This is a genomic window from Staphylococcus sp. IVB6240, from assembly GCF_025558425.1.
GTDB lineage: Bacteria > Bacillota > Bacilli > Staphylococcales > Staphylococcaceae > Staphylococcus.
On sequence record NZ_CP094718.1, the window covers coordinates 1,005,384 to 1,028,594 of the forward strand.

At 36.6% G+C, this 23,211-nt stretch carries 18 protein-coding genes; 14 read left to right on the forward strand and 4 right to left on the reverse strand.

Going from position 1 to position 23,211, the window contains the following annotated elements:
• Window positions 1-159 precede the first annotated feature (159 nt).
• On the reverse strand, window positions 160-645 hold the full coding sequence (locus tag MUA88_RS04930) for a hypothetical protein (protein ID WP_262605000.1): 486 nt from the start codon (window positions 643-645) through the stop codon (window positions 160-162).
• A 293-nt stretch (window positions 646-938) separates the two neighbouring features.
• A complete protein-coding gene (locus MUA88_RS04935) occupies window positions 939-1,442 on the reverse strand; it encodes a universal stress protein (RefSeq protein ID WP_262605001.1) in 504 nt (167 codons plus the stop codon).
• 116 nt (window positions 1,443-1,558) lie between these two features.
• Between MUA88_RS04935 and ald the strand changes: the two genes are divergently transcribed.
• Entirely contained in the window at window positions 1,559-2,674 is a 1,116-nt protein-coding gene (gene ald / locus MUA88_RS04940; RefSeq protein WP_262605002.1) for an alanine dehydrogenase, read from the forward strand.
• A 194-nt stretch (window positions 2,675-2,868) separates the two neighbouring features.
• On the opposite strand, the gene MUA88_RS04945 is transcribed toward ald, so the two are convergent.
• Window positions 2,869-3,924, reverse strand: a complete 1,056-nt coding sequence (locus MUA88_RS04945) for a M24 family metallopeptidase (RefSeq protein ID WP_262605897.1) — start codon at window positions 3,922-3,924, stop codon at window positions 2,869-2,871.
• A gap of 130 nt (window positions 3,925-4,054) precedes the next feature.
• On the opposite strand from MUA88_RS04945, the gene MUA88_RS04950 reads away from it, so the two are divergent.
• Complete coding sequence (locus tag MUA88_RS04950; protein WP_262605004.1) at window positions 4,055-4,744, forward strand: metal-dependent hydrolase; 690 nt, start codon at window positions 4,055-4,057, stop codon at window positions 4,742-4,744.
• Between the two features lie 58 nt (window positions 4,745-4,802).
• Here MUA88_RS04950 and MUA88_RS04955 read toward each other — a convergent pair whose 3' ends face one another.
• Window positions 4,803-5,216: a universal stress protein gene (locus MUA88_RS04955; RefSeq protein ID WP_262605005.1), complete on the reverse strand. Its 414-nt coding sequence runs from the start codon at window positions 5,214-5,216 to the stop codon at window positions 4,803-4,805.
• Window positions 5,217-5,564: 348 nt separating this feature from the next.
• Here MUA88_RS04955 and MUA88_RS04960 point away from each other — a divergent pair, with 348 nt between their 5' ends.
• The 12 genes from MUA88_RS04960 to pnpS all read left to right on the forward strand — a co-directional run bounded on the left by MUA88_RS04960 (window position 5,565) and on the right by pnpS (window position 23,198).
• A complete protein-coding gene (locus MUA88_RS04960; RefSeq protein ID WP_262605006.1) occupies window positions 5,565-6,860 on the forward strand; it encodes a DRTGG domain-containing protein in 1,296 nt (431 codons plus the stop codon).
• An 11-nt stretch (window positions 6,861-6,871) separates the two neighbouring features.
• Window positions 6,872-7,816 carry a DHH family phosphoesterase gene (locus tag MUA88_RS04965; protein WP_276580971.1) on the forward strand — a complete coding sequence of 315 codons (945 nt, stop codon included), beginning with the start codon at window positions 6,872-6,874 and terminating at the stop codon, window positions 7,814-7,816.
• A 22-nt stretch (window positions 7,817-7,838) separates the two neighbouring features.
• On the forward strand, window positions 7,839-11,030 hold the full coding sequence (locus tag MUA88_RS04970) for a DNA polymerase III subunit alpha (RefSeq protein WP_262605898.1): 3,192 nt from the start codon (window positions 7,839-7,841) through the stop codon (window positions 11,028-11,030).
• 526 nt (window positions 11,031-11,556) lie between these two features.
• A complete protein-coding gene (gene ystJ / locus MUA88_RS04975) occupies window positions 11,557-12,795 on the forward strand; it encodes an NADP-dependent malic enzyme (RefSeq protein ID WP_262605899.1) in 1,239 nt (412 codons plus the stop codon).
• Between the two features lie 156 nt (window positions 12,796-12,951).
• A complete protein-coding gene (gene accD / locus MUA88_RS04980; RefSeq protein ID WP_262605009.1) occupies window positions 12,952-13,812 on the forward strand; it encodes an acetyl-CoA carboxylase, carboxyltransferase subunit beta in 861 nt (286 codons plus the stop codon).
• A complete protein-coding gene (locus tag MUA88_RS04985; RefSeq protein ID WP_262605900.1) occupies window positions 13,812-14,759 on the forward strand; it encodes an acetyl-CoA carboxylase carboxyltransferase subunit alpha in 948 nt (315 codons plus the stop codon). Before accD ends, MUA88_RS04985 begins: the two co-directional genes overlap by 1 nt.
• Window positions 14,760-15,044: 285 nt before the next feature.
• Window positions 15,045-16,016 (forward strand): 6-phosphofructokinase, encoded by a 972-nt coding sequence (pfkA, locus tag MUA88_RS04990; protein ID WP_262605901.1) that lies wholly within the window; start codon window positions 15,045-15,047, stop codon window positions 16,014-16,016.
• Window positions 16,017-16,034: 18 nt separating this feature from the next.
• A complete protein-coding gene (pyk, locus tag MUA88_RS04995) occupies window positions 16,035-17,795 on the forward strand; it encodes a pyruvate kinase (RefSeq protein ID WP_262605012.1) in 1,761 nt (586 codons plus the stop codon).
• A gap of 370 nt (window positions 17,796-18,165) precedes the next feature.
• A complete protein-coding gene (locus tag MUA88_RS05000) occupies window positions 18,166-19,284 on the forward strand; it encodes a citrate synthase (protein WP_262605902.1) in 1,119 nt (372 codons plus the stop codon).
• 49 nt (window positions 19,285-19,333) lie between these two features.
• Window positions 19,334-20,596 (forward strand): NADP-dependent isocitrate dehydrogenase, encoded by a 1,263-nt coding sequence (gene icd, locus MUA88_RS05005; RefSeq protein ID WP_262605014.1) that lies wholly within the window; start codon window positions 19,334-19,336, stop codon window positions 20,594-20,596.
• Window positions 20,597-20,783: 187 nt separating this feature from the next.
• Window positions 20,784-21,482 carry a response regulator transcription factor gene (locus MUA88_RS05010; RefSeq protein ID WP_262605015.1) on the forward strand — a complete coding sequence of 233 codons (699 nt, stop codon included), beginning with the start codon at window positions 20,784-20,786 and terminating at the stop codon, window positions 21,480-21,482.
• The gene (pnpS, locus tag MUA88_RS05015) at window positions 21,483-23,198 is read left to right on the forward strand and encodes a two-component system histidine kinase PnpS (RefSeq protein WP_262605903.1); all 1,716 of its coding nucleotides are present in this window, start codon (window positions 21,483-21,485) and stop codon (window positions 23,196-23,198) included.
• Window positions 23,199-23,211 lie beyond the last annotated feature (13 nt).

A 23,211-nucleotide genomic window follows, 5' to 3' on the forward strand; every position in this document is an offset into this window, starting at 1 on the left:
CCCTAATGAAATATAATTATATAGTAAACACCTTAAAATTTATTAATCCTTGCTAAGCAAGTAGGATTTTATCTTGACGTATTAAGATGCATTTTTAACGTAGTTGGAGATGTTTAAAAGGTTATAAAATAAGACGTGTTAACTATAAAATTGTCAAACCTACTGTATATCATTATTAATAATATCTGAAAACCTATCATTAAATTCATATTGAGATAAACCATAAAAATCTTTTTGTATTCCTAAATCATTTATTTGCTGTTGTGCCTCTTCTGATAAGCCTTCTGTACTGAATCCAGAAGGGGGTTGACTATTTAAATCTACCTTTTGTCTTTTATAAGTTTGTTGAGGTTGTGATATTTGTTGTTGCTGTTCTTGTACAACTTGATGTTGAACATTTTGATTAGTTTGTTGCATAGGCTCAATATTATTGTCAATAGAGTCATATGTATTTTGTTGAGTTGAAGGCATAGTGTTTTGTTCTTCTTCATTGTTTGTTTCTGGAGTTTCAGATTTCTTTTTTGTTTGTTGTTTTGTTTTTTCTACTTTTTTCTCAGATTCTTTGTCTTTTGCCTGATTATCTTCATGGTTACATGCTGCTAATATGAGTGTACAGGTTAACATAAAAACTAATAATTTTTTCAAAATAACATATCCTTTCATTTAGGGATTGTTTAATAGATATTTCAACGGAGCATTAAACTGATAATCTATTATTTTTTCAGTTTTATTATATAAAATTTTCAGTAATTTTTGCATATAATTTTTAGAAATCTATCGACGAAAAGGACGTTAGAAAAGTAAAGGAGGTTGTCAAAGTCATTACGATATTTGCACAATATCCCAACAGAACATTCGTATTAAAAAGCAATTAAATAATAATCTTGCTAAATCAAAAAAACCAACTGCTCAGAAATGAGCAAGTTGGTCTCTCCCAATTAAATGTTGAAGTCCTTTAAAAAATCTTCAGTTGCTACTTTTGGTTCGAAGTTTTCTGGGATTTGTTCAGTACGTACAACTAATACGTCGCAAGTTGCATGACGAACAATTGCTTCAGATACAGAACCTACGATAAAACGTTCAACAGCATTTAGACCTGATGTACCACACATTATCAAGTCTACATCAAGTTGTTCTTCGCTTGCCATTTTAGGGATTAATGACTTAGGTGAACCGAACTCAAGACGAGTTTCTACGTCAGTGACACCTTCGTCAGTTGCTACTTTTTTGTAACCGTCTAATAATTTCTCAGCGAATGTTCTTGATTTTTCTGTGAAGTGTGAATCGTATACTTCAAATGATGTGTAAGTTCTTGAATCGATGACATTGATGATAGTCAGCTTAGCGTTGTTACGTTTTGCAACGGCAACGGCTTTGTTGAATGCCCATTCTGCTTCATGAGATCCATCGACTGCGATTAAAATGTTTTTGTACATTAGCATAGCAAAAACCCCTTTCTTATTTCACTTTTATTATACCATAATTTTATAAAAAATGGGATCGTTATGATTGCGCTTACAATACGCATGCGTTATTATTGAGTTGGAGGTGTAGGAGTATGAAAATTGGAATTCCTAAAGAGATTAAAAATAATGAAAACCGTGTGAGTTTATCACCGAGTGGGGTGCATGCCCTAGTAGAAGCAGGACACACAGTTCTTGTTGAGAAGAGCGCAGGTGAGGGATCTTACTTTGAAGACAATCATTATGTCGAAGTAGGTGCGCAAATTGTGGATACTGCTGCTGAGGCATGGGATGTAGATATGGTGATCAAAGTTAAAGAACCTTTAGAAGAAGAATATGGCTTCTTCAGAGAAGGTCTTGTATTATTCACATATTTACACTTAGCAAATGAACCAGCGTTAACTGAAGCATTAGTTGAGAAAAAAGTAATCTCAATTGCTTATGAAACAGTTCAATTAGCTGACCGTTCATTACCATTATTAACACCAATGAGTGAAGTGGCAGGGCGTATGTCAGCACAAATTGGTGCACAATTTTTACAAAGATTCAACGGTGGAATGGGTATCTTATTAGGCGGTATTCCAGGCGTTCGAAAAGGAAAAGTAACAATCATCGGTGGTGGTCAAGCAGGTACAAACGCTGCTAAGATTGCACTTGGTTTAGGTGCAGATGTTACAATTCTTGATGTAAATGCAAAACGTTTACAAGAATTAGAAGATTTATTTGATGGTCGTGTGCATACAATTATGTCAAACCCATTAAATATTGAAGAAAACGTTAAACAAAGTGATCTTGTTATTGGTGCTGTATTAATTCCAGGAGCTAAAGCACCGACACTTGTTTCTGAAGATATGATTAAACAAATGAAACCAGGTTCAGTTATCGTTGATATTGCGATTGACCAAGGTGGTATTTTCGAAACAACAGACAAAATTACAACACATGATGATCCAACATACATCAAACATGGTGTTGTTCATTATGCGGTGGCTAACATGCCAGGTGCGGTACCACGTACTTCTACAATCGGCTTAAGTAATGCAACTTTACCATATGCATTACAACTTGCTAATAAAGGCTACAAACAAGCATTAAATGATAACGTACCTTTATCACATGGTTTAAACACATTCAATGGTTTAGTAACAAACAAAGCGGTTGCTGAAACATTTGATCGTGAATACACACCAGTGACTGAAGTATTATCATAATCTTTAAGTTTTAATAGTCCTACAGTTTTAAAAGCTGTGGGGCTTTTTTGGTATGTTATTTTGAAAAATGGATATAAAATCCGATGTGTTTTCTTAAAAGGTAGAATCATATCACTATGAAATAAAAAATCCTGCTCTGAGAAACTGTTAAACAGTGTGATCAAAGCAGGATTTTAATAAATTATCATAAAATATTATTTTGGATAGCTTGATAGACTTTCATAGCCATCTGCTGTTACTAAAATGTCGTCTTCTATACGGACACCAGCAACTTTTGGTACGTAAATACCTGGTTCAATTGTAATAACCATACCTTCTTCAAGGAGGTTTTCGTTGGTATTAGAAACATCTTGATATTCATGTGCTTCAAGGCCTAAACCATGACCGAGACGGTGAGGGAAGTATTCTCCATATCCCGCTTCTTCAATAATATCACGTGCGATTTCATCAAGTGTACGGATTGTCACACCTGGTTTAATTGCATCGATGGCTGCTTGCTCCGCTTCTTTTACAACTTCATAAATACGATTTGCTTCCTTGCTAGGATTTCCAAATGCAATGGTACGTGTGATATCACTGCAATAATGGTTATAGATCACACCTAAATCAAAGAGGACATATTCATCATTTTGTAAAGTACGATCACCCGGTGTACCATGTGGTGCAGCAGCATGATCACCAAATAATACCATTGTGTTAAAGCTCATTTCACTCACACCGTGTTTTTTGATTTCATTTTCGATATGATTCACAACTTCACGTTCTGTCACACCTGGTTTTAAGTAGGCAACACCAATTTCTACACATTTATCGGCAAGTTCACCTGCACGACGCATTTGTACGATTTCATCTTCAGTTTTTACATTTCTTAATTGTTTTAATGTTAAATCTAAAGACTCAAAGTTTTTAACACCAAATTCTGTTTCAAGTTCACGTGCACGTTTCACTGTTAAATGTGTTTCTTCAATTAACATTTTAGGACATTGTGCTGAATGTTTTGCATAAGGATTTTCAGTATCAAGATAGCCAATAATTTCCCCTTCGTATGGCGATGCTTTTACTTCCTCAACATCCAACTGTGGTACGAATAATGTTTGTGTGCCTTCCTTTGTAATGAGTAGTGCAAATAAGCGTTCATGTGGTTCACTCTTGAAACCAGTAAGATAGAAGATGTTGATAGGATCAGAAACCCATGCGGCATCAGCTTGCTGTTCGCGGAGTGTTTGTGTTAATTTTTCTATTTTTGTCATGATAATCCTCCTTTGTAATATCATATTTATTGTAAGTGAGTTTTTTTAAAAATTCAAATAGTCAACGATGTGTATTGAAGGAACACACGTGGTATAGTAAAAATAACGAGAATAAAAGGAGGATGTCACAATGAAGTTATCATTTCACGGACAATCAACAGTTTATTTTGAAGCAAATGGGAAAAAGGGGATTATTGACCCGTTTATTTCTGGAAATGACTTAAGTGATTTAGATGCAGAAACGTTAGAAGTGGATTATATTGTTTTAACACATGGTCATGAAGATCACTTTGGAGATACATTGTCTCTTGCGAAAAGAACAGGTGCGACAGTGATTTCTACAGCTGAAATTGCTAACTATCTTTCAACAGCAAAAGGGATTGAAAATGTACATCCAATGAATATTGGTGGTCAATGGACATTTGATTTCGGTAAGTTGAAGTTTGTCCAAGCTTTCCATAGTTCAAGTTTACTAGATGAGAATGGTGTACCCGTGTATCTTGGTATGCCAATGGGTGTGATTTTAGAGTTAGAAGGTAAAACAATTTATCACACTGGTGACACAGCATTATTTAGCGATATGAAATTGATTGCTGATCGTCATCCGGTTGATGTCTGCTTTATTCCAATCGGTGATAATTTTACAATGGGTATTGAGGATGCAAGTTATGCGATTAATCAATTTATCCAACCTAAAGTGACTGTACCGATTCATTTCGATACATTCCCATTGATTGAACAAAATCCAGAAGACTTTAAAGCGGCTGTAACACATGGTGAGGTACAAATTTTAAAACCAGGTGAAGCAGTACAAATTTAATAAATAAATGGAAAAAGTGAGCCTGTCGTCATACGAAATGATAGGCTCACTTTGTTAATTATTTTACGATTAATACAGGGATTTTTGCACGTTTAGCAACTTTATGACTTACACTGCCTAAAACAAACTTTTTATTTGCTTCAGCTTTACGGTTACTTAAAACAACAATGTCATACTTTCCACTATTCGCATATGTGACGATTTTATCTTTCGGGTTGCCACGTTCTAAAATTTCTTCGTATGAGATACCGTTAGACTCTAATGTCTCACGCGTAGGTGCCATCTTTTCATGACGGATAGCTTCTAGTTCATTAATATGTGTTCCCATTTTGACAGACGCTTGAGCATCTTGTTCACCGATAACGTTTAATAACGTTACAGTTGTGTCATCTCCTGAAAGTTTTACAACTTCTTGTAGTGCTTTTGCATTTTTTAAATCTGCGTCGACTGCGAGTAGTATATTTTTGTGCATCTCAATCAACCTCCCTATTACTAGTGTAAACAATCTCCTATTAAAATGCCATGCATTCCAGGAAATTTCTAAGAATGATACATGATAGCTTTAGCTTATACACGTGCAAAGAAGCAGTAAATAAAGTTATAATAGATAAGGTGTATACAAATTTCGATTTATAAAAATGTAAACAAGTGATATAAAATGGAATATTCCTTAAACTATTGTAAAAATATAGTTTCTCATCATAAGTATCTGTTTGTATTCATAGGGTTTAAAACATCATGAGTGTATGGTAAAGAGCCCAATCACAATCCATAAATTTAACTATGGCTTTGTGCAAAATAAAGAGGTGTGAATAACGTCATGACGAAGCATGAACAAATTATAAAGCACATTGAAAATTTGACAGTGGGTCAAAAAATCTCGGTGCGCAAAATAGCAAAATATTTAGATGTATCTGAAGGAACAGCTTATCGTGCGATCAAAGATGCAGGGCAGCGTGGGCTCGTTGCGACAATTGATCGTGTTGGAACGGTCCGTATTGAACGAAAAGCACGTCAACATTTGGATAATCTCACATTTGGTGAAATCGCAAAAATCATAGATGGACAAATTATCGGCGGACGTTCGGGGCAATTTAAAACGCTGACTAAATTTGCGATTGGCGCGATGGAATTAGATAATGTTGTCCATTTCGTATCTAAAAATACATTACTCATTGTTGGAAATAGATTAGATGTACAAAAGGCTGCATTAGAAAAGGGGAGTGCCGTTTTAATTACGGGAGGATTTGATACATCGAGTGAAATAAAACGAATGGCAGATGAAAAGGAATTACCTATTATTTCATCTAACTACGACACGTTTATGGTTGCGAATATGATTAACCGTGCGATGTATAATAAGATGATTAAAAAAGAAATCATGGTTGTAGAAGATATCGTCATTCCAATTGAAGAAACATCGTATATATTAGAAACGTTAACTGTGCAAGATGTGCGTGAAAAATCGAGAGAAAGTGGTCATTCTCGATTTCCAGTGGTTGATGAACATGTAAGACTGACAGGTTTGATCACAACGAAGGATATTATTAACAGAGATACGATGGAAGTGCTATCTCAAGTGATGACGAAACCACCGATTAGCGTTCAAATGCATACGACTGTAGCAAGTTGTGCACATATTATGATTTGGGAAGGTATTGAGCTCTTACCGGTGACAGGTGCTGACAAGCAACTGCTCGGCGTGATTACACGTGAAGACGTATTAAAAGCGATGCAAGTAGTTGGAAGACAGCCTCAGGTGGGCGAAACGATCAATGATCAAGTCGCAAAGCATATTGAAATTAGAAATCATCAAATTTTTGTAGAAATCACACCTCAACTTTCAAACCAATTCGGTACATTGAGCAAGTCGGTGTCTGTTGCGATTATTGAAGAAACAATCCGATCTGTGATGCGAAAATATAAAAAAGTTGAAGTAATGATTGAAAGCTTAAATATTTTTTACATTAAAACAGTACAAATTGAAAATGAAATAGAAGTACATTATCAAATTCTAGACATGGGAAGAAACTTTGCGAAGATAGAAGTGACGATGCAGAGTAATCAAGCACCTGTCGCAAAAGCATTGATTATGTGCCAATTGTTAGATCACTAGGAGGAAATATAATGAATATTTTTGAACAAATTATCTCGAAAATTGAGGCATTCGACACAATTATTATCCATCGCCATGTGCGACCAGATCCTGATGCATTTGGATCACAATTTGGTTTGAAGCGTTTTTTACAAGCGAAGTATCCTGATAAAAATATCTATGCTGTAGGTGACATGGAACCTTCTTTAGCTTTTATGGGGACACTTGATGATATTAATGATGAAACGTATCAAGATGCGCTTGTGATTGTCTGTGATACGGCGAATTCACCACGTGTCGATGATGACCGTTTTGCGAATGGGCAAACATTGATTAAAATAGATCATCATCCGCCCGTTGACCAATATGGTGACATTAATTATGTCGATACTGAAGCTTCTTCGACAAGTGAAATCATTTTTAACATGATTGAGGCAACTGAGGGATTGTCACTGATGAATGCATCTATCGCATCTGCATTATATTTAGGTATTGTAGGTGATACGGGTCGCTTTTTATTCAATAATACATCACCTCGTACAATGGCAGTTGCAAGTGAATTATTAAAGTTCAATATCGAACATACAGCACTGTTAAACCAACTTGGCGAAAAAGATCCACACTTAATGCCATTCCAAGGATATGTACTACAAAACTTTAACCTTGAAGAGAGCGGCTTTTGTTATGTAAAAATTACACATGATGTGTTAACACAGTTCAATGTGAGTGCATCAGAAGCGTCATTATTTGTAAATACTATTGCTGATTTAAAAGGTTTAAAAGTATGGGTGTTTGCCGTAGATGAAGGAGAAGATATTCGTTGTCGTATTCGTTCTAAAGGCGTTGTGATTAATGATGTTGCAGCAGACTTTGGTGGCGGTGGTCATCCAAATGCGTCTGGTGTATCTATAGATAACTGGGATGCATTTGAACAGTTGGCGGATAAATTGAGAGCCAAAGCACAAATGTCTGCATAATAGATTAAGAGAGGTGAATAAAATGGTTGCACATTTGAATATTCATTCAGCATATGATTTGTTGAATTCAACGTTGACTGTAAAGGATGCCATTGCACGTGCAAAAGAGGCTGGCTACACAGCAGTTGCATTAACCGATTTAAATGTCATGTACGGCATACCACAATTCTATAACGCCTGCCAAGAAGCGGGTATAAAAGCATTACTAGGTATGACGATTCATGTGACCGACCATTTAACACAGCGAGAAGCCATTGTCATCGCTAAAAATAACCATGGATTACAGCGCTTATTCAAACTCTCTTCCGATATTAAAGTACAGCATTTAACAGAAGTGGATCTTACAGAATTACCAAGTTATGTAGAAGATACCGTTGTTATTTTTAAAAATATGCATGAAGACACAATGGCTTGGTTGTCGAATATGCCTGCTTCGACTTCGGTGTATATTGAAGAAACATCCACTCATTCAGAGCGTTATCCTCAAGTGTGGGCACGTGCGGCTTACTGTGCGAATCCACAAGATAAAGAAGCACTTAAAACATTAGCAGCTATCCGTGATAATACGAAAGTCAATTTAATTGAACAACAGAATGAAACAGCAAAACATATTATTGATGTACACACGTTGAACGAGCGCCATATATCAGAAAGCATGTTGTCTCAAACGGAGGAAATCGCTGCACTTTGCGACGCTCATCTTCAATATCATCAATCATTGTTACCAGAGTTTAAAACACCTAATGGAGAAACGGCCAACGATTATTTATGGCAAAAGCTGACAACATCATTGGCTGAACGTCAGTTGAAAACGGAAGCCTATGAAAAACGACTGCGTTATGAGTTTGATGTCATAACAAATATGGGCTATGCCGATTATTTCTTGATCGTTAGTGATTTAATTGGTTACGCCAAAAACAATGGCATTATGGTAGGACCAGGGCGTGGGTCGTCGGCAGGATCACTTGTGAGTTATCTCTTAAATATTACAACCATTGATCCTTTGCGTTATGATCTGTTATTCGAACGTTTCTTAAATCCTGAGCGTGTGACGATGCCGGATATTGATATTGACTTTGAGGACACACAACGTGAAAAAGTGATTCGCTATGTTCAAGAGAAATACGGTGATTATCGGGTTTCCGGTATTATTACATTCGGACATTTACTCGCCAAAGCAGTAGCGCGAGATGTGGGGCGAGTGATCGGCTTTGATGAATCAACACTGAATGAGGCGTCAAAACTCATTTCAATGAGTGGCAAGCCGACTTTAGCAGAAGCTTACCAATTTGAGCCATTTCAAACGTTTGTGAATCGCAATCACTTGCATGAAAAGTGGTATGAACTTTGTTGCCAACTTGAAGGATTGCCACGTAACACGTCGACCCATGCGGCGGGTGTGATTGTCAATGACCGTCCATTATACGAGTCTATCCCTTTAACAGAAGGGGATACAGGCTTGCTTACACAGTGGACGATGACGGAAGCGGAACAGATAGGGCTATTAAAAATTGACTTTTTAGGCCTAAAGAACTTAACGATTATTCATCAAATTATTAAGCAAGTAGCACGTGATAGAGGGATTCATATTGATATTGAAAAAATTCCATTTGATGATCAAGCAGTTTTTGAAATGTTATCAAGAGGAGAAACGACTGGTATTTTCCAACTTGAATCTAAAGGCGTAAGAGATGTTCTGAAGCGATTGCAACCAGAACATTTTGAAGACATTGTTGCTGTTACGTCACTTTATCGTCCAGGTCCAATGGATGAAATTCCAACGTACATTACCCGTCGTCATGATCCAACTCAAGTCCAATATTTACATCCAGACTTGGAGCCTATCTTATCACGGACGTATGGCGTAATTATTTATCAAGAACAAATTATGCAAATTGCTAGTCAGTTCGCCGGATTTAGTTACGGCGAAGCAGATATTTTAAGACGTGCGATGAGTAAGAAAAATCGTTCAGTCCTTGAAAATGAACGTCAACATTTTATAGATGGTGCAGCGAAAAAAGGTTATGCGAGTGAATTAAGTGGACAGATTTTCGATTTAATTCTTAAGTTTGCGAATTATGGTTTCCCACGTGCACATGCAGTCAGTTATTCAAAAATTGCCTACATTATGTCTTATCTAAAAGTGCACTTTGCGCCGTATTTTTATGCTAATATTTTAACAAATGTGATCAATAATGAAGAGAAAACAGCACAATTTATTCAAGAAGCAAAACAGCATCAAATCAATATTCATGCTCCTAATATCAATAAAAGTCAGTGGCGTTACGTTGCGACGCAAGAAGGTATGTATATTTCGCTTGGTGCGATCAAAGGTGTGGGATATCAAAGTGTTCAAGCGATTATCGGTGAACGCATTGAAAATGGTCCCTATAAAGACTTCTTTGATTTTTGTGATCGCATTCCTAATCGAGTAAAGACGAGACGATTGTTGGAATCACTTATATTCGCTGGAGCGTTAGATTGTTTTGGCAAAAATAGAGCGACTTTATTACAGTCAATTGATCATATTGCGGATACAAGCTCTGAAGTGGATCAATCACTCATTCAAGACTTTGTTACTGTGAAAAAAGAATATCATGAAACAGTCGAAATGCCGGATGAACAATTAAGTGCGTATGAAAAAGAATATTTAGGTTTCTATGTATCGATGCATCCGATTGAAAAGCTATTCTTGAAAAAACAATATTTAGGTATTCATCGCATACATAAACAAGCGGTGAATCAACCAATACTTGTGATGATTGAACGCCTTCGAATTATTCGAACAAAATCAAAAGGACAACAGATGGCTTTTCTCACATTGAATGACGGTCAGCACACGATTGAAGCTGTCGTATTCCCAAATGTGTACCAGCAACTATCATTTAAGTTAGAGGCGCAAGAACCTTATGTCATATTTGGAAAGTTTGAACGACGTCAACAGCAACATCAAATCATTGTGAATCAACTTTTACCTTTAAATCAATTTGAATCAGAGAAGTTACAGCGAATTCGACAGATTGTAATTCGCCATCATTTGTCTGATGAAATAAAGCAACATTATTTAACAAATGTGTCCCAATCTGGCATTCCAGTCATGATATTCGATGAGCAGACGAATCAAATGTCACAGGTAGGATGGATTGAAAATGACCAACAACAATTAAACGCTTTTATACAATTATTTGAACCAAACCATATCCGTTTATTATAATGATATAGAAATTGTGACGAAAAAGTTACGGCGGAAAGTTTGACAATTCTTTTTAGTCATAATTAGATGATGGTTGTGAAGATTGTATGGCATATGGTTTTAATGTGACATGAGATTGTGGGAGATGCGTTTAGTAAGTGAGAATGATTGAGACAATGAACAAAATGGATTTTTAATTTTGTCGAATGGTGTGTCTTAGTTGATTGATATGTGCTTATGCCTCTGAAGACTTTCCACATATCTAATCAACTTTACTGGGGCACAATGGCGAAAATCTTATGTTTTCTGTAGTGCTCCCCATTCTGTTGAAATTCATGCTTTTCAAACAATGACAATCGGTTTTCTAAAGTATGAATTTATTAAATCATAGCGCTCAGGTTGATTGTGGCGATATCAAACCGAGTTGTGCTATAGTAAGATAATCATTTATAAACGTATTGGGAGCGCCTCATTTTAGCTTTTAGAGCGATTACATACGTTTCAAGAAAGTTTACCCCAAAGATAAGTAAAATGGAGATGATACGAGATGTCTTTAAGAGATGATGCATTACAGATGCACTTAGAAAATCATGGAAAGCTAGCTGTAAGTCCTAAAGTGAAGGTAACGAATAAAGAAGAGTTAAGTCTAGCTTATTCACCTGGTGTTGCAGAGCCATGTAAGGATATCCATGAAAGCCCTAATAAAGTTTATGACTATACAATGAAAAGCAATACAGTTGCTGTTATTTCGGATGGGACAGCTGTGTTAGGTCTTGGCAACATTGGACCAGAAGCAAGTATTCCTGTCATGGAAGGGAAAGCCGTGTTGTTTAAAAGTTTCTCAGGTGTTGATGGTATCCCCTTATCATTAGCGACAACGGATACAGAAGAAATCATTCGAACTGTCAAACTGTTAGAGCCTAACTTTGGTGGCGTCAATCTTGAAGACATCTCAGCGCCGCGTTGTTTTGAAATTGAAGAAAGACTTAAAAAAGAAACGAAAATTCCTGTATTTCATGATGACCAACATGGAACAGCGATTGTAACAGTTGCTGGTTTAGTGAATGCTCTGCGCATTGTTGGTAAAGAAATGTCAGATATTAAAGTCGTACTAAATGGTGCAGGTGCAGCCGGTATTGCCATTGTTAAGTTATTGTCTTCATATGGTGTACGAAATATGATTATGTGTGATTCACAGGGTGCCGTTTACGAAGGACGTCCACATGGTATGAACCCAACAAAGGAAACCGTGGCAAAATGGACGAATAAAGATAAAGTAGAAGGCAAATTAGTGGATGTTATCCAAGATGCAGATGTCTTTGTTGGTGTATCTGTAGCCAATGCATTAAGTGAAGAAATGGTTCAATCCATGGCAAAAGATCCGATTATTTTTGCGATGGCTAACCCGAACCCAGAAATTACACCAGATAAAGCAAAAGCTGCGGGTGCGAAAGTCATTGGTACAGGTCGCTCAGATTTTCCAAACCAAATTAATAATGTTTTAGCGTTTCCAGGGATTTTCCGTGGGGCACTTGATGTACGTGCCACACATATTAATGAAGATATGAAGCGTGCTGCTGTAGAAGCAATTGCCAACCTCATAGAAGAAGATGAACGTCATGCAGACTACGTTATTCCAGGCCCATTCGATTATCGTGTGGCACCATCTGTCGCAAGAGAAGTAGCACGCGCTGCGATGGAATCAGGTGTTGCGCGAATTGAAGTGGATCCAGAAGATGTATATCGCAAAACAATTGAACTTTCTGAGTTAAAAGAGAATCAATAAATTAAAACGATAATCATATATTCTGAAATAAATGAACAGGTTCCATGTACGAAACAACGTACATGTAGTACCTAATGGTGACATGGGAATTGCGTAAAAATACATAGCTTAAATGTATTACATATTCCATTTTCACCGAGTTGTGGAGGTTATAATATGTTTAAAGACTTTTTTAATCGAAATTCGAAAAAGAAAAAGTATGTAACGGTTCAAGATTCAAAGCAAAATGATGTCCCAGATGGCATTATGACGAAGTGTCCTAACTGTAAAAAAATTATGTACACGAAAGAACTCACAGAAAACTTAAATGTTTGTTTTAACTGTGATCATCACATTCAACTCTCAGCATATGGACGTATAGAAGCCTTAGTAGATGAAGGTAGTTTTGAAGAGTTTGACCAAGGTATGACCTCTGCAAATCCATTGGAATTTCCAGGTTATGAAGAAAAAGTTGAAAAAGATCAAAAGAAAACAGGATTGAATGAAGCAGTTGTAACAGGTATAGCAAAATTAAATGACATGCCTTTTGGTGTTGGTGTGATGGATCCTAGATTCCGAATGGGAAGCATGGGGTCTGTTGTCGGTGAAAAAATTTGTCGCATTGTGGATTATTGTACAGAACACCGTTTACCATTTGTTTTGTTTACCGCTTCTGGTGGTGCCCGTATGCAAGAGGGGATTATTTCACTGATGCAGATGGCGAAAACATCTGTTTCGTTAGAACGCCACTCAGAAGCAGGATTATTATTTATTTCTTATATGACACATCCAACGACGGGTGGTGTGTCTGCAAGTTTTGCATCAGTGGGCGATATCAATCTAGCAGAACCAAAAGCATTAATTGGTTTTGCTGGTCGTCGTGTCATCGAGCAAACAATCAATGAAAAATTACCGGACGACTTCCAAACAGCAGAATTTTTACTCGCACATGGTCAATTAGACAAAGTCGTGCATCGCAGTAAAATGAAAGAAACTCTTTCGACACTGTTTGAGATGCATCGTGAGGTGAAAAAATAATGTTAGAATTTGAAAAATCAATTGAAGCCATCCAAAAGAAAATTCAATCATTAGAAGAGACACAAATCAAAAACGATGTCGATCTTTCCGATGAAATAGAGATGTTAGAAGCGGCACTAAAGAATGAAAAAGAAAAAGTATATACATCATTAAAATCATGGGATCGTGTGCAACTGGCGCGTTTGCCAGAACGACCAACCTTGCTGGACTATATCCCATATATTTTTGATCGCTTTATAGAGCTGCATGGTGATCGTAATTTTAGAGATGATCCATCAATGATTGGTGGTTTAGCCTATTTGAACGGTGTGCCGGTGACTGTTATTGGACAGCAACGTGGTAAAGATACAAAGGACAATATTTATCGTAACTTTGGTATGGCGCATCCAGAAGGTTATCGAAAAGCGTTGCGACTCATGAAACAAGCAGAGAAGTTCCAACGACCGATTATTACATTTATTGATACAAAGGGTGCATATCCAGGAAAAGCTGCTGAAGAGCGTGGTCAAAGTGAATCCATTGCAAGAAACCTTGTTGAAATGGCTGCATTAACGGTTCCAGTCATTGCGATTGTCATTGGAGAAGGAGGAAGCGGTGGCGCGCTTGGTTTGGGTGTTGCCAATCGTTTACTCATGCTTGAAAACAGTACATACTCTGTGATTTCTCCAGAAGGGGCTGCGGGTATTCTATGGAAAGATAGCAGTTTTGCCAAAATCGCAGCAGAAACGATGAAAATCACTGCATATGATTTGCTCGAGTTACAAGTAGCAGATGAAGTTATCAAAGAACCACTGGGTGGCGCACATCATGATGTGGAGACACAAGCAAGTTGTATTAAATCAGCAATCGAGCGTCAAATGGCGGACTTCAATCACTTAAGTCCAAAAGAAATACGAGAAGATAGATTTCAAAAATATAGACATATTGGTACATACATTGAATCATAGAAAATCAACAGTTATTGTGTTAAGAAATAGCACAATAGCTGTTTTTTTAGGTTCTTAATGAGTGCTTCAAATCATACAATTTAAATATATGTTACAGTGGAATAAGGCAATGTTTACTAAGCAAAATTGATGCAAATATTAACAGTAATCAGGTTTTTCGTGTCAAATTTATGAAATTATCGTTTTAAACCGTTTTCATTCTTTTGACGTTCTAATATTAATGGAATGCAAAATTGATTTGTGTTATTTTTAACATAAGAATTAAGCAAGAAAGGGTATGTCTACATGAAAAAAATTGCAGTTTTAACAAGCGGTGGAGATTCACCAGGTATGAACGCAGCAGTCAGAGCAGTTGTCCGTAAAGCGATCTATCATGATATCGAAGTTTACGGTGTTTACCAAGGTTATCTTGGATTGATTAACGATGATATTCACAAACTTGAATTAGGCTCTGTTGGCGATACAATTCAACGTGGTGGTACATTCTTATATTCAGCACGTTGTCCAGAATTTAAAGATCCAGAAGTACGTGAAAAGGGGATTCAAAACTTATTAAAACGCGGAATTGAAGGTCTTGTTGTTATCGGTGGAGACGGTAGTTACCGTGGTGCACAACGCATTAGTGAAGAATGTAAAGAAATTCAAACAATCGGTATTCCAGGAACAATTGATAATGATATTAACGGTACTGATTTTACAATTGGTTTTGATACAGCACTTAATACAATTATTGATTCTGTTGACCGTATCCGTGATACAGCATCAAGTCACGCACGTACATTTATCATTGAAGTAATGGGACGTGACTGTGGGGACTTGGCATTATGGTCAGGACTTGCTGTTGGTGCAGAAACAATTATTATTCCTGAAGTAAAAGTGGATATTAAAGATATCGCTGAGAAAATTCAACACGGTATTGATCGTGGTAAAAAACACTCAATTATTATTGTTGCTGAAGGCTGTATGTCTGGCGAAGAATGTGCGAAAGAATTAACGAAATATATCAATGTAGATGCACGTGTATCTGTGCTAGGACACATTCAACGTGGTGGTAGCCCAACAGGTGAAGACCGAGTGCTTGCATCTCGTTTAGGTGGCTATGCAGTAGAATTATTGATGCAAGGCGAAACATCAAAAGGTGTAGGTATTAAAGAAAACCACATGACTGCTACGGAATTTGATACTATCTTCAATCCGACTGAAGAAAGAAAAATTAATCAACGTATGCTTGAATTAACAAAAGAACTATCGATATAACTCTAGGAGGCAATCTTAATGAAAAAGACAAAAATTGTATGTACGATCGGGCCAGCATCTGAATCTGAAGAGATGTTACAAAAATTAATGACAGCAGGTATGAATGTTGCGCGTTTAAACTTCTCTCATGGTTCACATGAAGAACATGCTGCACGTATCGCAACAATTCGTAAAGTCGCAAAAAAATTAAATAAAAACATCGGTATCTTGCTTGATACAAAAGGTCCAGAAATTCGTACACATGATATGAAAAATGGCTTAATCATGCTACAAAAAGGGACTGACGTCACAGTAAGCATGCAAGAAGTAGAAGGAACTGAAGAAAAATTCTCAGTAACATATCCACAGTTAATCGATGATATCGAAATTGGATCATATATCCTACTTGACGATGGGTTAGTTGAACTTGTTGTTAAAGAAATTGATAAAGCAGCTGGTGAAGTACATTGTACCGTTTTAAACACTGGTGAACTTAAAAATAAAAAAGGTGTTAATTTACCAGGTGTGAGCGTAAACCTACCAGGTATCACTGAAAAAGACGCAGCGGATATTCGCTTCGGTATTGAACAAGATGTTGACTTCATCGCAGCAAGCTTCGTTCGTCGTGCAAGTGACGTTTTAGAAATTCGTCGTATTTTAGAAGAAGAAAATAACAGCAATATCACCATTATTCCTAAGATTGAAAACCAAGAAGGTATCGATAACATCGATGAAATTTTAGAAGTATCTGATGGTTTAATGATTGCACGTGGTGACATGGGTGTAGAAATTCCACCAGAAGCAGTACCAGTTGTTCAAAAAGAATTGATCCGTAAATGTAATAAACTTGGAAAACCAGTTATTACAGCGACACAAATGTTAGACTCTATGCAACGTAATCCACGTGCGACACGTGCGGAAGCATCTGACGTTGCTAATGCGATCTATGACGGTACTGATGCGGTTATGTTATCAGGTGAAACAGCTGCTGGGGCTTACCCTGAAGAAGCAGTTATCGCGATGAATAACATCGCACTTGCAGCAGAGCAAGCACAAGACTACAAAAAATTACTATCTGATCGTACAAAACTTGTTGAAACATCACTTGTTAATGCCATTGGTGTGTCAACAGCGCATACAGCACTTAACTTGAATGTAAAAGCGATCGTTGCTGCTACTGAAAGTGGTCATACAGCACGTACGATTTCTAAATATCGTCCAAAATCAGATATTATTGCAGTGACACCAAGAGCAACAACTGCGAGACAATGTTCATTAATTTGGGGTGTTTACCCAGTGATCCGTGAAGGTATTTACACAACAGATGAAATGTTGAACAATGCAGTTGCAACAGCTGTTGAAACAGAACGTGTTGTAAATGGTGATTTAATTATCATCACTGCAGGTGTCCCTACAGGTGAGTCAGGTACAACTAACTTAATGAAACTTCACTTGATTGGTGAGGATTTAGCAAGTGGACAAGGTATCGGACGTACATCAGCAGTTGGTCGTACAGTCGTTGTTAACGATGCATCAGAATTAGAAGGTAAAAATCTTGATGGTGCCATTATCGTCACACCTTCAGTGGATGATGCGATTGTACCTTACTTAGATGGTGTAGCAGCATTAGTTACTGAAGAAGGCGGCTTAACGTCACCAAGTGCGATTATTGGTTTAGAAAAATCATTGCCAACAATCGTAGGTGTACAAGATGTTACATCAGTTATTCCTGATAACGTATTTGTCACAGTAGATGCTGCACAAGGTAAAGTATTTGAAGGATATGCAAACGTTCTATAATTGAAACAATGTATTTTAATATTAAGCAGTTGTAACCCTATATAAAATGGTTTTACAACTGCTTTTTTGGTATTACTTTATAATATTTTGAACAGCTAAAAAAGCATATTTTATTAATATCATATTTAATTATAGTTTATGATAAATAAATGAAAAGGCGTACAAAATGTGATTGGATCGTGTATGAAAACATATAGAAAACCTGATAATATCCCGTTTGCAAGGCATATAAGGTTCATAATAGACAATATTATTAGATAATTCTGAAGATGTTAGTTCTTAAGTTGTTCACAAATTTGCTAAAATTAGATATAATATGTTTATGAAAGCCGTTACATTAGAGCGAATATACAGTAAAGGGGAAATTACTATGGCAGAATTAATCAGAGGTTTAGAAGGGGTTATTGCAGCCGAAACAAAAATTAGTTCGATCATTGATAGTCAATTAACATATGCGGGGTATGATATTGATGATTTAGCTGAAAATGCATTATTTGAAGAAGTGATGTTCTTGCTATGGAATTATCGTTTGCCAAACGAGCAAGAACTGAAAGAATTAAAAGAAAAGTTATATAAATATATGACTTTGAATCCACGTATGTACAGCCATTTTGAGGAGTACACAACTGATCAAGTACACCCAATGACGGCGCTACGTACTTCATTATCTTATCTTGCACATTTTGATGAGAATGCAGATCAAAATGATGAAGAAGCGATCAGAGAGCGTGCGATTCGTATTCAAGCGAAAGTGGCTTCTTTAGTGACATCTTTCTCACGTGTTCGTGAAGGTAAAGAGCCAGTTAAGCCTGACCCATCATTAAGCTATGCAGCTAACTTCTTATACATGTTACGTGGTGAAAAACCAACAGATGTAGAAGTTGAAGGTTTTAACAAGGCACTTATCTTACATGCTGACCATGAATTGAACGCTTCAGCATTTACAGCACGTTGTACGGTGTCTTCATTATCTGATATGTATTCTGGTGTAACAGCGGCTATCGGTTCTCTTAAAGGACCATTACATGGTGGTGCAAATGAGCAAGTAATGCGCATGTTATTTGAAATTGGTTCAATTGACAAAGTGGATGCGTATTTAGAAAATGCATTTGCAAACAAACAAAAAATTATGGGCTTTGGTCACCGTGTATACAAAAATGGCGATCCACGTGCCAAATACTTAAAAGAAATGAGTCGTAAAATTACAGAAGAAACAGGTCAAAAAGAACTTTTCGAAATGTCTGTGAAAATTGCTGACATTATTAAAGAAGAAAAAGGACTTTTACCAAACGTTGACTTCTATAGTGCGACTGTTTATCACAGCATGGGTATCGACCATGACTTGTTTACACCAATCTTTGCAGTGAGCCGTACTTCTGGATGGACTGCACATATCATTGAACAACTTGCAAATAACCGCATTATCCGTCCACGTGCGAACTATGTTGGTGAAACAAAACGTAAGTATGAACCAATCGAAAATCGCTAAAATATTTTCAAACTAAACAATTAAACTACTTTTTGGAGGTTATTTAACAATGAGTGAAAAAATCGTTAAAACAGACAGTGGATTACAAGTACCGGATCAACCAATTATCCCATTTATTATTGGGGACGGTATTGGACCAGATATCTGGCAAGCAGCAAGCCGTGTGATTGATGAAGCGGTGAAGAAAGCGTATGACGGTAAGAAAGAAATCGCTTGGAAAGAAGTATTAGCAGGTCAAAAAGCATTTGATGAAACAGGCGAATGGTTACCAGCTGAAACTTTAGACACAATCAAGTCATACTTAATCGCAATTAAAGGACCGTTAACAACACCAATCGGCGGAGGTATTCGTTCTCTAAATGTTGCATTACGTCAAGAGTTAGACTTATTTACATGCTTACGTCCAGTACGTTGGTTCCAAGGGGTACCATCACCTGTTAAACGTCCAGAAGATACGGATATGGTCATCTTCCGTGAAAATACTGAAGATATTTATGCGGGTATCGAGTTCAAAGAAGGTTCTGATGAAGTGAAAAAAATCATCGACTTCTTACAAAATGAAATGGGTGCTAAAAACATTCGTTTCCCAGAATCATCAGGTATCGGTATTAAACCAGTTTCTAAAGAAGGTACAGAACGTTTAGTTCGTGCAGCGATCCAATATGCTTTAGATAATAACCGTAAGTCTGTAACACTTGTTCACAAAGGTAACATCATGAAATTTACAGAAGGTGCTTTCAAACAATGGGGTTACGACTTAGCTGAAGCAGAATTTGGTGATAAAGTATTCACATGGCAACAATATGATCGCCTTGTAGAATCAGAAGGTAAAGATGCTGCAAATGCTGCTCAAGAAAAAGCAGAACAAGAAGGTAAAATCATTGTGAAAGATTCTATCGCAGACATCTTCTTACAACAAATCTTAACACGTCCTGCTGAACATGATGTTGTGGCAACAATGAACTTAAATGGTGACTACATTTCAGATGCATTAGCTGCACAAGTAGGTGGTATTGGTATCGCACCAGGTGCAAACATCAACTACGAAACAGGTCATGCGATCTTTGAAGCAACACATGGTACAGCACCTAAATATGCAGGATTAAATAAAGTAAACCCTTCATCAGTATTACTTTCAGGTGTATTAATGTTAGAACACCTAGGTTGGCAAGAAGCGGCAGATTTAATTACAGCTTCTGTTGAAAAAACAATCGCATCTAAAGTCGTAACTTATGACTTCGCTCGCTTAATGGACGGTGCAACAGAAGTGTCAACTTCAGAGTTTGCTGATGAATTAATTAAAAATCTATAATCATATAAAATGAAGAACCTATTTAAAGTAGGGATTAGGCATACAAATTGTCTAATCCTTATTTTTATTCATTTATTTATATTATGAAGATCGTGTTAAGATATGATTAAATCACAGTGAATTTTCTTAACGTAACGTTTGATTAAAGTTATAATATGTATAAGTTAAATGGAAGGGGACTTCACTTATGGGTCAAAAAGTACTGATTGTGGATGATGAGCATTCTATTGTGACATTGTTAAAATATAATCTAGAACAAGCTGGATATCTCACAGAAGTTGCACAAGATGGTGAAGAAGCACTTGAAATGGTTGATACAGTCAAACCAGATATTATTGTGTTAGATATCATGTTGCCAAAAAAAGATGGCATAGAAGTTTGTAAAACGATTCGTACAAATAAAAATTCTGTGCCAATATTAATGCTTACAGCTAAGGATGATGCTTTTGATCGTGTATTAGGTTTGGAACTCGGCGCAGATGATTACATGACAAAACCTTTCTCACCACGTGAAGTGGTGGCACGTGTGAAAGCCATATTACGTCGTGTATCATCAACCGAATGGCAACAAGAAGAGGACGATGATATTTACATCGGTTCTTTACGCATTCGCCCAGAATATTTTGAAGTGTATCGAGAAGGACAACTAGTTGAGTTAACGCCAAAAGAATTTGAACTATTGCTATATTTGATTGAACGACAAGGCCGTGTAATTACACGTGAGCATATGTTGAACTCTGTATGGAATTATGAATTTGCCGGTGATTCTCGAATTGTAGACGTTCATATTAGTCATTTGCGTGACAAGCTAGAAGATAATCCTAAAAAGCCACAGCTCATTAAGACAGTCCGAGGGCTCGGTTATAAATTGGAGCGAGAGAAATAAATGATTAAATTTTATCATAAATTATTATTGTTACTTACAACGGTTATTGTTGTAAGTTTTCTTATACTTGGCTTTTTTGTGCATCATAGTATTTCAATGACAACGATGGATCATCAGAAAAAATTTAGTAACCAGTCAGCTCAACAAATATTAGCGGCTGATCAAGATGGAAATGATGCACGTGTAGATAATCTTGCAAGACAGTTTAATGTTAACACACTCATTATAGATGGTGATCAAGTCAAACAAAGTACACCAGAACAGCTCCCATCACTGAATGCTGACAAGGAGATGCTTCAAAAAAATTTAGCGCAACAATCAACATTTTACGAATTGCACAAACAAACAGGTGTCTACACATATGGTCTGCAACAAGGTGATCGCACCATATTTTTACGAGGTCACAATCACATTGTGAGTGAGTTACAATTACAGTTTTGGAAATATTTGATTTTAATTGGCATGTTGACGCTCGGTGTTGTTTATTTTATCGTCCGCTATATTAATCGTACGTATATCAAACCAATTAATGATGTATCATATGCGACATATTTACTTTCTGAAGGAAACTACCATGTCCGTATTCCAGAAAGTCATGTAAAAGAGACGAAAGACCTTTATGACTCTATTAATATTTTGGCAAAACGATTAGAAAAATTGAATCATGCGCAAAAAATGCAGCGAAATCGATTGTTGACGACATTAGAAAATATTCCGAGTGCCATTTTAATGATTGATAAAAAAGGTGAAGTCGTCGTGGCCAATAAAACTTATAGTGATATGTTTCATAATGGTGAAAATGTAGAACATCAACATTATGAAGAAGTGCTTAGTAACGACTTGAAAAAATTAATTGTTGAAGGTTTTAAAATCGAAAAAGGGATTTATGAACAAATTGAAGTCCATTTAAATGATATTCATCAAAAATTCTTTGGTGCGGCATGCGTTCCTATTTTGACACGTAAGAAAAAGCGTCTACAAGGGATGGTTATCGTTTTGCATGATATCACAGCATTAAAAAAACTGGAGAATTTACGTAAAGATTTTGTTGCCAATGTGTCGCATGAGCTTAGAACACCGATTACGTCAATTAAAGGTTTTGCAGAGACATTAATTGATGGTGCAAAGAATGACCCGGACTCTCTAGATATGTTTTTAGACATTATATTAAAAGAGTCGAACCGAATTCAGTCTTTAGTTGAAGACTTGCTAAACTTATCAAAAATTGAACAGAACCCTACGTTAGAAAAACATGTCATTGACTTATCTGACGTTGCAACGCGTGCATTATCAATGATCAAACCCATAGCAGATACAAAAGAAATTACACTGGTAGATGATATTCAACCAGACGTATATGCGATGGCAGATGAAGATAAAATGACGCAAGTGGTAGTGAATTTAATGACGAACGCTGTGAACTATTCGCCGAATCATAAAACCGTTACTTTATGTGTTTATAACGAGAGTCAACAACACATTATAGAGGTAAAAGATGAGGGGATTGGGATTCACCCAAATGAAACGTATCGTATTTTTGAACGTTTCTATCGCGTAGATAAAGCGAGAAGCCGAGATTCGGGCGGGACAGGACTAGGTTTATCTATTACGAAACATATTGTAGAAGCATATCAAGGGAAAATTGAAGTTGAGTCAGAAGAAGGGCAAGGCTCTTTATTTAGAGTCGTGTTACCGAATCAATTCAAGGAAAAATAAATTTAATCAAATA